Genomic DNA, 15,229 nt, shown 5'->3' on the forward strand with positions numbered 1-15,229 from the left:
TTCAAACATATCGTATATTTTTTACTTTTTTTTTAATACAAAAAAAACAAACCTTCCAAATATGGAAGGTTTGTCTGTTAGTTCCTATTTTTTAACAATATCCAACCCGAACGCTGTTCAAGTTTTTTACTGGCTGGGTTTTCCCATTGTACTTTATACCAGTAGGTCCCTGTAGCGAGGTTCATACCTTTCAGTGATCCTCTCCAGATAGCATCGGTTTTTGTTGCTCTGAACAATTCTGCCCCATAGCGGTCAAAAACTGATGCTGCAAAATTATTATAACCACTGATTCCAGAGAAGTTTATCGTATCATTGATACCATCCATATTCGGTGTAATGGCGTTGCTGATCACAAATGTGAAGTAATCCAATGATGTACTGCATTTAGCATCTTTTTCCCTTACCATCAGATGATAATTTGTATTATCCAGAACATTATTGAAAATATTGGACGTCTGCCAAACCACACCTCCGTCTATCGAAAACTCTAAAACAGCTCCCGTAGGATTGCTGGCCGTAAGCGTGAGCACATGATTTTCATATACAATATTCGTAAACTTAGGCAGCTCCGGATTTAACAGTTTCCCTGTGAAAACCTTAGAACACACCCCGTTGCTGATGGTAACAGTATATGTTCCCGGAACGTTGGTTGATATCGTTTGGGTAGTTGCTCCCGTGCTCCATAAATACGTGTAATTAGGACCTGCACCAGCATCTAAGATTCCGGTATCTCCTGCACAGACGTACACATCTTTTAAGGTAGAAACAATGGCAGGTACTACTTCAATCGTCACTTTCGCAGGAAGCAAAGAGCTACACCCATTCCCTCCAAGTGCAAAAACTGAGTATTCTGTAGTCACTGTCGGAGTAACTACCTGCGTGTTTCCGTTTCCTGGAAGTCCTACCCAATTATAGGTAAATCCTCCGGTAGCGGTAAGGGTTACAGATTCTCCGGCACATATTTTTAATTTGGATGCAGAGACACCGGCAGTTGGCGGGCCTACAACAACAGTAACCGTGGCTGGAGTTGCAGAAATACATCCGTTAGCTGCTACTGCGAATACTGTATATACAGTGGTCACCGTTGGAGAAACCACCTGGGTATTTCCATTTCCTGGAAGTCCTACCCAATTATAAGTCACCCCACCAGAAGCAGTCAATATTACAGATTCTCCCAAACATATTCTTGGTTGTGAAGACACTACTGAAGCTGTTGGCAGTGTTGTATTTTGTGTTACAGTCACCGAGGCCGTGTACGTACAGCTTAAATTACCCGGTTGAGAAATATTCGTAACGGTAAGCGTATACACTCCACCTGCATTCACTACAGGATTAAGGGTATTTGCTCCCGATACAATATTTCCACCTCCCGTCGCTGTCCACGTAATGGTAGATCCTGCAGGCACTACGGATGCCGAAGCGTTTAATGTCGTCTGAGGGGTTGTACAGGTAATTTCCTGTGGTGCCGCTATCGTCAGTGTTGTTTCAGCGGTTCTCAATAATTGAAGCTCAACCACATAATGGCATCCTCCGTTTTTCACTAAAACATATATTGTTTGATTTCCTGGTGGCGCATACGCTGCAGGTGTTGCAATAAAATTGGTATTACCTGCGAGAGCATCAGCCTGGAGGATATAATAAGTAAATGTTACTCCACCTCCTGCAGTGGTGATCTGGCTCTGAGCAGTGGTAAGATCATAAGTCAGTCCCGGAGCGTAGCATTTATGCAATATGGCATTTTGTACCGTGATCGGTTGTGAAACCTCAATCGTGATTGTAGCAGGGTTTTGAGATACACATCCATTAGCCCCAACAGCAGTCACCGTATAGGTAGTGGTAGTGGTAGGTGTTACTGTTTGTGTATTTCCGGTTCCCGGAAGTGCGGTCCAGTTGTATGTTACACCTCCTGATGCAGTTAAAGTAACAGATTCACCGTTACAGATCTGTATTTTGCTTGCTGTAAGTCCTGTTACGGGTGGCGCACTGTCTCCTGTAACGGTCATGTTGGCTACTCCTGTACACACTACATTGCCCGGCTGAAAGGTATTTGATATCGTTAAGGTGTAAGTTCCCGGCGCGTTGATAACCGGAGTTAATGTATTCCCTCCTGAAACTATATTTCCTCCTGTCGTAGCCCAGCTGAAAACAGATCCGGCCGGATATACCGAAGCCGAAGCATCTAAAGTAGTCTGCGAACTGGCACAAGTTAATACTGCCGGAGGTAAAACTGAAGGGGCTATCTCCTGAGCTTTTATCAGCTGAAGTTCAGCTACTTTGGCACAGAATCCGGTTTTGACTCTGACATATACTGTTTGTGCTCCAGGGCTTGAATAGGTGGCAGGACTTGGAATGGTGCTTGCATTTCCGGCAAGTGCATCGGCCTGATTCACATAGTAATCAAATGTTGCTCCAGGGGTTGTGCTTATAGAAGCCTGTGCTGAAGGTAAATTAAAAATTGCGTTTCCGGCAGCATAACAGGCTGTCAGTACTGCATTCTGAACGGTAGGAGATGCTCCTCCCACTACGGTAATAGTTGCCGTTCCCGGACAGCTATTTCCCTGAATCAATACCTGTACACTGTAGACACCCGGTTGTGTGGCAGTATAGCTGGGACCTGTTGCATTGGTAATAGGATTATTATTAAAAAACCACTGATAAGTAACATTCGGGGCTTGTACAGAAGCTGTAAATGTTTGTGGTGTATTGTCACACATAGTGATTGTAGCAGGAAGCTGTACTCCGGCAGGATCCAGGATTTTTACCCCGATATCGAATGATCCCGCTTCAAGAAAAACGCCTGAATCGAAATTGGAATCCGAGTAATCCGCTAAAACCATTTTAAAATGATAGGTCTGACCCGGAACAACGGTTGCTTTTGCAATTAATGGTACCGTACGTCCGTCAAAGTTGGTCTCAATCATAGGGTTATTATTGATCCCTGCAAAATATTGCTGATTTACAGGACCACAACCCGCTGAGCCTCCGGAAATTGTCGGGTGAATATTAGTCACACTTACCGGGCCTGCTCCGTTGGGAAGTACCGCGAGATTCGTATAGTTAGGATCCGTGGATTTCTTTAACAGTAAAGCAAATCCGTCTGATATGTTACAGGCAAACTGATGGGCTGTATCGTATTCTTTGGAAGCGAATAAATATCTGAATGTAATTTCGGTAGAAGTAGGAATAAAATCGAATTCAATATAGGTGGCGTCTCTAAGTGAAGTGTTGCTTACATTCAATGCTGCAGCAAGATCTACATCTCCGGCAGAAGGAAGAGGATCACTTAATGACGTCTCGAGGCTATTCCCCGCTTTTCTTGCAAATCCTGTTGTAAGAACAATTCCTTTCGCAAACGGGAAAGCAGTAGTTCCTTTGTTAAAAAATCCCCAGCTGCGGTTCGGATCATTCACAGATAAATTAGGAGAAACGTTAACGTTGCTTACGTTTGCCGTGGAACAGGCTCCTCCGGATATCAGTACATCTTTCACCAGCTGTGTAATGCTGTAATTGGATTCCGGATAATTGGGCGTATTGACATCTATAAAAGCGCCGGCTTTCATGGAAGCTGGGTGTATCTTTTTTTTAGTTACTGCTGTTCTGTCTCTGTTTTGAGCAAAAACAGAACTTCCCAAGAGTACAAAAAATAAGGCCAAAAATAAACTTCCAATCCTCCTATTTAACATTTTATAGTATTTGAAACAAAAATACTATTTTTTTTGATTGAAATTCAATTTAAGGCAATTTACATTATTACTAATACAAGTTTATTTATTTTACAATATAGACTTACTTTAATTAAAAATAATAAAAAAGACTGGCAAAAATACCAGTCTTTGTACATATTGTATAAAAAAATTATTCCATATTTTTAAGAAGGATCCATCCTGTTTTCACAGCCATCTCTTTACTGGCAGGGTCCTCATAGGTCACCTGATACCAATAAGATGAAGTAGGAAGGCGTTTTCCCTGGAAATACCCATCCCAGTAAGGTCTGGTTTTAGCCGCTTTAAACACTTCTCTTCCATAGCGGTCGAAAACAAGACCTTTAAAGTCTTTATAACTGCTTACTCCACTGAAATCAATGATATCATTTACTTTGTCTCCGTTGGGTGTGATGACATTCTTCATAACGAATGTAAAATATTCAAGAAATCCTACACAACTGGTATTCTTCACTTTGACACGGATCGAAATGATCGTATTTTTAGGAACATTGGAGAATACATTGGATGACTGCCATGTGAAACCGTTATCTACAGAATATTCTAATGTTCCGTTACTCGGGTTACTTGCGGTAAGAACCATCGTCCCGTTAACGCTATAATCTACTTTTATAATTTGAGGAACCACAGCACGGATCACCTGAGTTTTAAATTCCTGAGAACAGACACCATTGCTGATCTTTACAGTATATTCTCCCGGAGTTCCCACGGTAATAGCCTGAGTAGTCTCACCGGTATTCCATTCGTAGGTATATCCAGGTCCTGATCCGGCATCTAAAAGAATCATATCACCTACGCAAATCTGGCCTCCTTTCAGAGAAGATACAATGGCAGGAACAACATCAATCGTAATGGTAGCCGGCTGCAGAGATCTGCATCCCTGCGCACCTATAGCATATACCGTATAGGTTGTCGTTTGAGTCGGGCTCACGGTTCTCACGCCTCCATTAGTTGAAGTATCACTCCATTGGTAGGTTACCCCACCGGAAGCGGTTATGATCAGAGATTCACCGGCACAGATTCTCATTCTTGGAGCAGTGACCTGAGCAATTGGGGTTTCTTCTCTTCTTAATGTCAGAGTAACAATTTTGCTACAGAAGGCTCCGTTGGAAACCAGGACATAAATAACCTGATTGTCTGTACCGTTATAGGCAGTAGTGTTGGTAATAAAATTGTTATTTTGTGCCTGCGCGTCAGTCTGACTGGCGTAGAAGCGGAATACAGCTCCCGGAGTGGTACTGATCTGAGGTTTTGTACTGTCCAGATTAAAAGTACTTAAAGCCGGAGTCGCACAAAGTTTGAGTGTTGCACTCTGAGCAGTAGGAGAAGTTCCTCCAATGATCGTAATGCTTGCTTTCTGACATTCCGTTCCGCCCACAAAAGTTTTCACTTCATATACTCCCGGAGCAGTGGCTATATATATTGCATTCGTTGCAAAAGGAATTAATACTCCGTCTTTGTACCATTTGTAAGTCATTCCGGGAACGGCTGTTACCTGTGCTTTTAAAACCTGTGGAGTATTGTCACACATATTCAATGTTTCTCCCAGAGGGTTTCCATTATTGTCAACAATAGTCATTCCGATATCAAAAGATCCACCCTGTAAAAATACAGCGGAATCATAACTATTGTCTATAGCATCTCCTAAAACCATTTTAAAATGATAAGTCTGGCCCGGAATAACAGTGGCAACTGCTTTAAGAGGTATAGTTCTTCCTATAAAATTGGTTTCTATATTCAGCGTATTCAATCCTCCGAAATACTGTTCGTTTTTAATTTCTGCGGCGCTACACCCTACTCCTGCCGGAACGATATTCGTTACGCTCACAGGCCCGTCTCCGTTAGGTAGAATAGCCAGATTTTCATAGGTAGGATCTCCAACTTTTTTAAGAAGAAGCGCAAAACCGTCTGCAAAATCACCACATGGATACCCGCTGGTATACTCTTCCGAAGCAAATAAATAATTAAACTTCACCTGATTACTGTTCGGCACAAAATCAAATTCCAGGGACACTATGTCTTTAAGGTTACCCGGTGGATTAATGGCTGCCACAAGATCTGGATCATTCATACCGGCACCCGGCACGACATCACTTAATGCTCCAGGTCCTTCCAGGCCGTTTCCGGCTCTTCTCGCTTTTCCTGTTACCAGAAGAAGTCCGTCAGTAAAAGGGAAACTGGTCGTTCCTTTGTTGAAATATCCCCAGGCTCTTTCTGTATCCGTTGAAAGCTGATTGGGAGATATGGTTACATTGCTCACATTGGGTGCTGCGCAGACAGATCCTCCGGAAATCAGCACTTTTTTTACAAGATCTTCTATTGTATAGCCGGAAGGCAGGTAAGTGGGTACATTTACATCTATGAATGCACCTGCTTTCTTACTTGCTGCACTAAACTTTTCAGGCTTTGGCTTTCTGTCTGCTCTTTGGGAAAATACCAAAACAGAAGCCATCAGAAACAGGGTAACTAAAAAGTATTTGTTCAATCTATAACTTAACATTTTATTATTGTTTGTTCAAATGTAGCAAAAATATCAATCAAAAACACCCCTTTTTAGTATGTTATCATAATTCACCATAGGTATTCGTAATAAATTTATTTTATAATTATATATTCCACAAAATTAGTAGAGTTGCATTTTTAATTTAAAAATCAACATAAAAAAAGCAGACCGGATCATGTATAGCGGTCTGCTTTTGTATTTTTGAGGATCATTTAACTTTCTTCTGTTTTTAGATCCGATTTCTTTTATTTTTTCAACTGCTCGATTTCATCTTTAAGCTGACTGATGATATCTTTTAGCGCTTTAATTTCATTTTTGTTGGAGCTTACATTGCTTTTAAGAATTACATTCTTAGCTCTTTCGTTGTGATCTTCATCATCTTCATCCTCGTTGATCTCTTCAATATCTTCCTGGATATCTTCAATGTCTTCATTGATCTCCTCAATATCTTCACTGATCTCTTCAATGTCTTCGCTGATCTCTTCAATATCTTCCTGAATATCTTCAATATCTTCACTGATCTCCTCGATGTCCTCCTGAATATCTTCAATTTTCTCGTGACTTTTATTCACTGACATCTGAATGAAAATAGCCAGATAAATCGCTTCCAGAGAAACTACCGTAGTAAGAATCAAAAGCATTTTGTCGAACTCAACCAGATTGAGCATCGGTAAAAGAAATGAAGTGACAAAGAATAAGGTATGAACGATGAGTGACGGAATAGAACCGACCCACCACGTAATACCATTGGCTATTTTTTCTAAGATTTCCGTTTTTTCGATTTCTGTTTTTTCGGTTTCTTTTTTCATCCTTTCCTAATGTTATAAGAGTTCTTTGGTCACACCCAGTCCAAATAAGGCAAAATCATATTTAGCAGGATCGTTCTCATCAAATTTTCTGATAGCAATATCCAGTTCTTCCACCGTCTTCCAGTCATTCTGCGTTCTGGAAACCAAACCGAGCTTTCTCGACATATTTCCCGTATGAACATCTAACGGAATAGACAGGTGTTTCTGATCTATATTTTTCCAAATACCGAAATCCACCCCATGTTTATCTTTTCTCACCATCCAGCGCAGGAACATAATGATCCTTTTGGAGGAAGAATTTTTATACGGCGAGCTGACATGTTTATGACTTCTGTGCTTCTCCGTTTCCAGAAAACGGCTTCTGAATCTTTCAATAGCATGAAGAAAATTGGTTTCCTGATCTTTTACCAAGAATAAATTCTCAATGCTTTCATTTTCCCGGTAAATTTTATTGAATTGCCTGATAAAGTAAGCAAAATCCTGGCCGTTAAAAGTCCTGTGAATACTTTTGTCCTGAAGGGCTTCCAGATCTTTTTCGGAATAATTCAGTACAAAATCATACGGGGAATTTCCCATGACGTCAAGCATTTTCTCTGCGGATTTAATAATCGATTTCCGGTTTCCCCAGGAAATAGTTGCCGCCAGAAAACCTGCAATTTCCACGTCCTGCTTTAAAGAAAAACGGTGTGGAATCTGTATCGGGTCATCTTCAATAAAATCAAGGCTGTTGTACTGGTCTGCTTTTTCGTTCAAAAAGCTTTTTAATTCTTCAAAATTAAGCATACAGGTTTAAATTTTTACACTTTCCAGCGCTTTTGGAAGGAAGGTATTAGGAAAAATAGTTCTGGCCTCATCCGTAAATACCGTAAGGTCTCCATATCGGTTTGAAAAATGTCCCAGGATAAGTTTCCCCACTTCAGCTTTCTGAGCAATTGTTGCTGCTTCCAAAGCCGTTGAATGTCCGGTATAATCCGCCATCTCTTTCAGATCATGAAGGAAAGTAGATTCATGATATAGAACGGTTACATTTTTAATAATCGGCAACACCGTTTCAAGATAACGGGTATCACTGCAAAACGCATAAGAAACCGGAGGTGCCGGATCCAGGGTCAGTATTTCATTTTTAAGAACGTATCCGTCGCTCAGTACAAAGTCTTTTCCTGCTTTTATATTGTGGTAATCACAGCTTTCTATTTCGCTGTATTTGGCGATTTCCTTCATATTGAGATGTCTGTCTTTCGGTTTTTCTTTAAATAGATAACCGTTACAGTATATTCTGTGATCCAAAGGAATGGTATATACTTCTACCCTGCTGTCTTCATAGATCTTTTCGGAAGAGTCTTTATCCAGCTCGTGATAAATAACGTCAAAACCGCGATGCGTTTCTGTAATCGTAAAGATGGTTTCCAGCATTTTTTTAATGCCTTTCGGACCATAAACATGAATAGGAGTATCCCTTCCAAGCAAACGGAAAGACGCAATAAGCCCCGGCAAACCGAAACAATGGTCGCCGTGCAGGTGTGATATAAAGATATGATTGATCTTTGAAAATCTTGCTTTCGCTTTTCTCAGCTGTACCTGTGTTCCCTCTCCACAATCGATCAGGAAGTGTCTTTCTTCTATTTCCAGCAGCTGGGCTGTGGGTGAAGAATTGATGGTCGGAATAGCTGAGTTAAAGCCCAGTATCGTTAAATAAGTACTCAAATCAATAGTTTATTGAAACAAATGTACGAATGAAAATCTAAACATAGGTTTAGAATTAATCTTTTACTTTCAGAAACTCCAGGAACAGATCCAATGCCTGTTTACGGTGGCTGATTCTGTTTTTATCTTCCGGATTCATTTCCGCAAAAGTCATGTCATAACTTTCAGGAACGAAGATCGGATCATAGCCGAATCCTTTATGGCCTTTATTTTCCGTCAATAAATTTCCATGAGCTTTGCCCTCAAAATAGCGGGCTCCGTTTTCATCATAATAACATAAAACAGTAATGAAATAGGCTTTCCTGTTGTTTTCACCTTTCAATTCGCTTAAAACTTTTTCGATGTTTTTAGCAAAATCGTGGTCTCCGGCATAACGGGCGGAAAAAATTCCGGGTCTGCCGTCTAAAGCTTCCACTACAAGTCCGCTGTCGTCCCCCAAGCTGGGAATTCCGGTTTTCTCAAAACAGTACTTTGCTTTGATCAGGGCATTGGCATTGAAAGAATCGCCATCTTCTACGATTTCTTCGTGAATATTATAATCTGTAAGGCTTTTTACTGTAAAATCATTTCCCAGAATCTGCTGGATCTCTTCTTTTTTGTGTACGTTGTGCGTAGCAACCAATAATTCCATATCTATATTCATTTTTGCTCAATTCGTTTGTCCGTATGTTAGTTACGGCTCATTTACTCTTGTTATCCATTAAATTTCAGCGTAATGCACTTTATTCTTCTTCATAAAAAGGTAGTAGAATAATGAAAAAAGAACAATTCCGACGGCTAAAATAACCCATTCGGAAATTTTCAAAGCATCTGCAAAACTTTCGCTTTTGGTGTAAGTCACCAGCATTGAAGAACACAGGTTGTTAAATCCGTGCAGCAGCATCGGCAGCAACAGGGATTTTGTTTTATAATAGACTAATCCCAAAACACCGCCCAATAATACTGCCCCTACAAACTGCCATGGATTTCCGTGGATCACCCCAAAGATAACGGATGCATAAAAAATCGCTCTTTTAGGATCTACACCTTTATTCATTAAACCTTTCTGGATAATTCCTCTGAAAATAATCTCTTCAAAAATCGGGGCCATAATCACCGTCATGATGATCATAATGACAGGTTCAAAAGTAAGTTGCTCCATCAGCTGGGCAAAATATTCATAATACTTTCCCCAAAACGGTCCTGTGATAGGAATAAGTGAGGTGATAAATTCTGAGATAAACATCATCCCGAGCATCATAGGAAATATCAGGAGATAGGTGTAAAAATTGGTAGGCGAAAAGTTGAAATTCAGTTTTTTTCCTGTGCTTGGTCTCACAATAAAAAAATCAAAAAAAGCAATTGCTGTCAAAAAACCAACAGCGTTTGTCAGCATTAAAAACCAGTCTTTCAGTTCAAGGTTTTCTCTGAAAGCAATTTTCCAGAAACTCCCAAAAAAGGTAACAGCCATTGTTCCTATGAATAATCCTGCCACCAGGACAAGCCCACCGATCCATGTGAACGTAAACTTCGGATACCTGCTATTTTCCATGCTTTTCTCTGTAAAAAATTTATGAAAACAAAGATAATTTTTTTGAAAGCCTTAAGCAACTAAAAAAGGAAATACTTATTTTCGCCTATTCATCACAATCACAGCCAGAATGAACTCAGAAAAGTTTTTCCAAAGTTTAGAATCTAAAATCAGCACATTTCCGACATTCATACTTCAGACACTTCTTTATGGCGTATTGCTTTTCGGTTGTGGTTTTCTTATCCTTCTTCCCGCGTATGGAATTTACAAAAGAGGTATTGAAGTGATGCTTATTCCGGCATTAATCTGTTTCCCTATAGGATTTGGCATTTTAATTCCTTCTGTAAAGCATTATATCATCAAAAGAAATCTTACAGCAAGTAAAATTATCATTAATGAAACCGGAATTCTTTATTGTAATTCAAAAAATGAAGCTGTAAAAAAAATACTGTACGCCGATCTTGTTGCTTCCGGAAAAGAATTTGACATTTCATCACACAACACCCGAAATTCGGGAATCATTCCGCTGCTCGAAGTGTTCATAAAATCTGAAAAAGAAGCCCCAAATTCTTTATATGTTGAAATGGCTCTTCCACTCCATGTCATCAAAGACCGTTATACACTGTACGCTCGTTTTCTACAAGGAATCAGTATTTTCCGACCGGATCTGAAAATTGCTCCTCAGGTTTTTCATAGCTATTTCATTGACCCGGAAACATGGAAAATAGATCGAAAAAGTGAAGGTTTTACACTTCTGTTCGTTATATTAGCAGCCTTTTCAATCTGTGGACTTATACTCTGGCTGGTATTTTATTTTACTTAAAAAGAGAAGCCAAACTGAGGTTGAGACTAAGGTTTAGACAGTAGCTAAATATGTAAACCCTGAAACTCTAAAACTCGAATCCCGTACCCCCTCACCCATTTATTCAGTAAATTATTTGAAAACCTCGCAAAAAATCCCGATTTTTGCAACTTCAAAATACACTATGTCAGACTTAATCAAAGAAATACAAAAAAGAAAGACTTTCGGGATCATTTCCCACCCGGATGCCGGAAAAACAACCCTTACGGAAAAATTACTTCTTTTCGGGGGTGCTATTCAGGAAGCCGGTGCGGTAAAGTCCAACAAAATAAAAAAAGGAGCTACCTCCGACTTTATGGAAATCGAAAGACAGAGAGGGATCTCTGTAGCGACTTCCGTATTGGCTTTTGAATATAAAGACCACAAAATAAACATCCTGGATACACCGGGTCACAAAGATTTTGCTGAAGATACTTACAGAACTTTAACTGCCGTAGATTCCGTTATCGTTGTTATCGACGTTGCAAAAGGGGTTGAGGAACAGACTGAAAAATTGGTGAAGGTCTGCAGAATGAGAAACATCCCTATGCTTGTTTTCATTAATAAGCTTGACCGTGAAGGTAAGGATGCCTTTGATCTTTTGGATGAGGTGGAGCAGAAATTAGGATTAAGAGTGGTTCCATTATCCATTCCGATTGGGATGGGAAGTGACTTCCAGGGAATTTATAATATCTGGGAAAATAATATCCAGCTTTTCCTTGAAGAAAAGAAACAGAAAGTAGGTGAAACGATTAAGTTTGACGATATCAATGATCCTTCAATTGACGAGGTGATCGGAGAAAAAGCTGCTCAGAATCTAAGAGAAGAACTGGAACTTGTACAGTCTGTATATCCTGAGTTCAGCCGTGATGATTATATGGCAGGCGATCTGCAGCCGGTATTTTTCGGTTCTGCTTTGAATAATTTCGGAGTACGTGAGTTATTGGATGCATTTATTGAAATTGCCCCAATGCCTCAGCCTAAAGAAAGTGATACGCGTCTTGTAAAGCCTGAAGAAAGTACTTTTACAGGATTCGTTTTCAAGATCCACGCGAATATGGATCCGAAACATAGAGACCGATTGGCCTTTGTGAAAATTGTTTCGGGAACATTCAAAAGAAATGAAAATTATTTATTGGTAAGAGAAGGTAAAAAAATGAAGTTCTCTTCCCCGAATGCCTTCTTCGCCGACAAAAAGGAGGTTGTGGACGAAAGTTTCCCGGGAGATATTGTAGGCCTTCATGATACCGGAAGTTTCAGAATCGGTGATACCCTGACAGGAGGTGAAAAATTGAGCTTTAAAGGGGTTCCAAGCTTCTCTCCGGAGCATTTCCGTTATATCAACAACAGTGATCCACTTAAAGCTAAGCAACTGGCAAAAGGTATTGATCAGCTGATGGATGAGGGGGTTGCCCAGTTATTTACCCTGGAAATGAACAACAGAAAGATCATAGGAACAGTAGGTGCGCTTCAATACGAGGTTATTCAATACCGTCTGGAGCATGAGTACGGTGCAAAATGTACCTACGAACCTCTTTCCATGCATAAGGCATGTTGGGTGGAAGCTGATGAGAAATCTGATGAATTTAGAGAGTTTGCAAGACTGAAGCAGCGTTTCCTTGCCAGAGATAAATACGATCAGCTGGTATTCCTGGCAGATTCTTCATTTACAATTCATATGACACAGGAAAAATTCCCGAATGTGAAGCTGCATTTTATCAGTGAATTTAATAATGAGTAATATTAAACCCATAAAAAAGAAAAAACCGTTCATATGAACGGTTTTTTTTATTGAATCTATTGAGATGATTTACTTTGGTACCATCATTAATTTCTTGACAATTTTTTCTCCATCTACCTTAACATGAATCATGTAGGATTCGGTAGGTAAATGTTTTAAGTTAATCTGTTCCAGATCCTGGTCAAATATATATTTGGTCTTTTTAGGAACAACCAGTTTTCCATCCATTGAAAATATTTCGTAAGAAATAACATAAGGACGCAATGGAGCCTGTCTAGGGAAATCTGCTTTAATATAAACATAACCATCGTTGGAAGGCACAGGATATATCATCAGTCCCTGGTAAATTCTTGTAGGTATTATCGGATTTGTCGGATTTGGACCCGGATCTACTATAACAGCTGAATTAATTGTAAAATTTTGTGAATTAACATTTAAAAATACATTATCCACAGCTTTCACCATAATTCTGGCATTGTTCGAAACTGTTCCAAGACCGGCCGGAACAGTATAATTATAAGTTCCACTGTTAGGAGTACTTGCCACCAAAACAGTTGGGAAAGTAAGACCTCCGTCTTTTGACAACAGGATCGTTACATTAGGTGTGCTTACAGGTGCAGCTGTTGTATTGGCAACATCCCATGTAATGGCATATGACTGACCTTGAGTCCAAACAACTCCCGCAGCGTTTTGTGAAGTAACCACGAAAGGTCCCGCCGCATTGACAACGGTAAGTTTCACATCATCACGTCCTGTCTGCCCTCCCAGAGGATTATTATCTCTTACAAGAACTGAAAAATTAAGATCTCTTCCTGCGGAGGCAAGCTTCTCCCATGCTCTCACATCTGTAGGAGTTACAATGGCAGGGTTATAGCCGGAAACAATGGTTGACAGTCTGGGAAAGTATCTTGAAGGCGACGCTGTTGGCATTACAGACCTGAAAAGAGGTCCTACTGCATTGGTCGGTTGAGGCGGCTGAGTCGCAACCCCAAAATCAGTTTGTTCCCAGGTATAGGTAAGCGCATCATTATCTGCATCTGTAGCAGTTGCCGTTAACATGAACGGTGTACTCTTCGGTATACTTTTGTCCAAGCCAGCATTGGCAATGGGCTCTGTATTGGCAATAGGCGTTTTTACACCACAGTTAGAGGTTGTTCCTGAAGTTAATCTGTTATACATTTCTGCGATGCTTACTGCGTGAAAATAAGCATCACTATGAGGCTGTACATTGGGAGCACAAATACCCGCGTATCCCATAATAGAGCTGGCACTTCCCGGCTCTATGGATGTAGGTGTATTTCTGTTACAACCATTATTTTGCGTATGGTTGGCTCCAAACTGATGTCCCATTTCATGGGCTACGTAGTCTATTACAAAAGGATCTCCTACCGGAACCGCAGAACCTGTAACTCCACCCGCCTTGCTATTTCCACAAATTGAAGGAGTAGCTGCTAAGCCATTATCATTTCCTGCATTTGCCTGAAAGAACAAGTGTCCTATATCGTAGTTGGCAGCACCAATAATAGTATTGGTAACTGTGATATTTTCATTTAACATCTGGCCGGCATCCAGGGTATTAAAAGTATCTGTACTGATAAAGAATAAAGAATCTGTATTCGGAATAAGCTGCAATCTTACTGAAATATCTTTTTCAAAAACTTCATTTAATCTTGTTACAGCCAGGTTAACAGCCGCAAGAACTGCTGTTTTTTTCTGAGCATCCGTTCCTGAACCTACACCAGCCTGTCCTGCAATATAAGCCGTATATTCTGTTGTCGTTGTAATGGCCAGCCTGTACTTCCTGAGTAATCCATCAATAACTGTTTTCTGAACATTTAAAGCTGATTCATTCCGTTCATTATTTTCATTAAAAAGACATTCAAACTGATTGGGAGATGAAGCCTTTTTTCTGTCATAAAGTTTATAAACGTTATTATCTTTTGTATAGGAATCGATATAATAAATTCCCTGATTATTTCTGATCATACCATTAAATCCAAAATAAGGATCTATAGTAAACTTTAAAACTGCTGATTGGTCACCTTTTTTAAATCCAGTATAAGAACGGATCTCAGAATATCTGTTCTGAAGGTCTGGATGCATCGTTGATGATTCGAAAACCTCGTAGGTATCAAAGCCCCCTTCAAGGTTTGGAAAATTCAACAGCACTCCTTTTTGAGACAGATGGAGGTCACTGTCCGGCAAGTTTTTAAGTTGATTTTGAATCTCACTGACATTAAGTTTAAACAAAGTGAAATCAGTAATCTTTACATTACTTTCACGAATTTCACTGTTGCTCTTTGAGTCAGGTTTTTTCCAATAATTTTTTTGAGCAAACCCTACTGCTGAAAACATGAGTAAGGTTCCCAAAACCAGTAATTTTTTCTTCATCTATTTAT

The 15,229-nt window shown here is 39.9% G+C and carries 10 protein-coding genes; 2 read left to right on the forward strand and 8 right to left on the reverse strand.

The window, feature by feature from the left end; all coding sequences use genetic code 11:
* Positions 1-77: 77 nt before the first annotated feature.
* From N0B48_RS02730 to N0B48_RS02760, 7 genes are all read right to left on the reverse strand, one after another.
* Complete coding sequence (locus tag N0B48_RS02730; protein WP_259836590.1) at positions 78-3,683, reverse strand: choice-of-anchor L domain-containing protein; 3,606 nt, start codon at positions 3,681-3,683, stop codon at positions 78-80.
* A 172-nt stretch (positions 3,684-3,855) separates the two neighbouring features.
* On the reverse strand, positions 3,856-6,222 hold the full coding sequence (locus N0B48_RS02735; RefSeq protein ID WP_259836591.1) for a choice-of-anchor L domain-containing protein: 2,367 nt from the start codon (positions 6,220-6,222) through the stop codon (positions 3,856-3,858).
* 248 nt (positions 6,223-6,470) lie between these two features.
* Positions 6,471-7,034, reverse strand: a complete 564-nt coding sequence (locus N0B48_RS02740) for a DUF1003 domain-containing protein (RefSeq protein ID WP_259836592.1) — start codon at positions 7,032-7,034, stop codon at positions 6,471-6,473.
* Between the two features lie 12 nt (positions 7,035-7,046).
* On the reverse strand, positions 7,047-7,817 hold the full coding sequence (locus N0B48_RS02745; protein WP_259836593.1) for a TIGR02757 family protein: 771 nt from the start codon (positions 7,815-7,817) through the stop codon (positions 7,047-7,049).
* 6 nt (positions 7,818-7,823) lie between these two features.
* Positions 7,824-8,738: a ribonuclease Z gene (locus N0B48_RS02750; RefSeq protein WP_259836594.1), complete on the reverse strand. Its 915-nt coding sequence runs from the start codon at positions 8,736-8,738 to the stop codon at positions 7,824-7,826.
* Positions 8,739-8,793: 55 nt separating this feature from the next.
* Positions 8,794-9,369, reverse strand: coding sequence for an RdgB/HAM1 family non-canonical purine NTP pyrophosphatase (gene rdgB / locus N0B48_RS02755; RefSeq protein WP_283950681.1), 576 nt, complete (start codon positions 9,367-9,369; stop codon positions 8,794-8,796).
* Between the two features lie 69 nt (positions 9,370-9,438).
* Positions 9,439-10,269, reverse strand: a complete 831-nt coding sequence (locus N0B48_RS02760) for a CPBP family intramembrane glutamic endopeptidase (protein WP_259836595.1) — start codon at positions 10,267-10,269, stop codon at positions 9,439-9,441.
* Positions 10,270-10,378: 109 nt separating this feature from the next.
* On the opposite strand from N0B48_RS02760, the gene N0B48_RS02765 reads away from it, so the two are divergent.
* Together N0B48_RS02765 and N0B48_RS02770 are read left to right on the forward strand one after the other, a co-directional pair.
* Positions 10,379-11,071: a hypothetical protein gene (locus N0B48_RS02765; RefSeq protein WP_259836596.1), complete on the forward strand. Its 693-nt coding sequence runs from the start codon at positions 10,379-10,381 to the stop codon at positions 11,069-11,071.
* A gap of 163 nt (positions 11,072-11,234) precedes the next feature.
* Entirely contained in the window at positions 11,235-12,830 is a 1,596-nt protein-coding gene (locus tag N0B48_RS02770) for a peptide chain release factor 3 (RefSeq protein WP_259836597.1), read from the forward strand.
* Between the two features lie 69 nt (positions 12,831-12,899).
* On the opposite strand, the gene N0B48_RS02775 is transcribed toward N0B48_RS02770, so the two are convergent.
* Positions 12,900-15,221: a reprolysin-like metallopeptidase gene (locus N0B48_RS02775; protein WP_259836598.1), complete on the reverse strand. Its 2,322-nt coding sequence runs from the start codon at positions 15,219-15,221 to the stop codon at positions 12,900-12,902.
* Between the last annotated feature and the right edge of the window lie 8 nt (positions 15,222-15,229).

Source organism: Chryseobacterium herbae, from assembly GCF_025154075.1.
Classification (GTDB): Bacteria; Bacteroidota; Bacteroidia; order Flavobacteriales; family Weeksellaceae; genus Chryseobacterium; species Chryseobacterium herbae.

Excerpts from the sequence above, each read along its gene's own strand:
- N0B48_RS02730 (WP_259836590.1), bottom strand. The coding sequence starts at position 3,683 with ATGTTAAATAGGAGGATTGGAAGTTTATTTTTGGCCTTATTTTTTGTA.
- N0B48_RS02735 (WP_259836591.1), bottom strand. The coding sequence starts at position 6,222 with ATGTTAAGTTATAGATTGAACAAATACTTTTTAGTTACCCTGTTTCTG.
- N0B48_RS02740 (WP_259836592.1), bottom strand. The coding sequence starts at position 7,034 with ATGAAAAAAGAAACCGAAAAAACAGAAATCGAAAAAACGGAAATCTTA.
- N0B48_RS02745 (WP_259836593.1), bottom strand. The coding sequence starts at position 7,817 with ATGCTTAATTTTGAAGAATTAAAAAGCTTTTTGAACGAAAAAGCAGAC.
- rdgB (WP_283950681.1), bottom strand. The coding sequence starts at position 9,369 with ATGGAATTATTGGTTGCTACGCACAACGTACACAAAAAAGAAGAGATC.
- N0B48_RS02760 (WP_259836595.1), bottom strand. The coding sequence starts at position 10,269 with ATGGAAAATAGCAGGTATCCGAAGTTTACGTTCACATGGATCGGTGGG.
- N0B48_RS02765 (WP_259836596.1), top strand. The coding sequence starts at position 10,379 with ATGAACTCAGAAAAGTTTTTCCAAAGTTTAGAATCTAAAATCAGCACA.
- N0B48_RS02770 (WP_259836597.1), top strand. The coding sequence starts at position 11,235 with ATGTCAGACTTAATCAAAGAAATACAAAAAAGAAAGACTTTCGGGATC.
- N0B48_RS02775 (WP_259836598.1), bottom strand. The coding sequence starts at position 15,221 with ATGAAGAAAAAATTACTGGTTTTGGGAACCTTACTCATGTTTTCAGCA.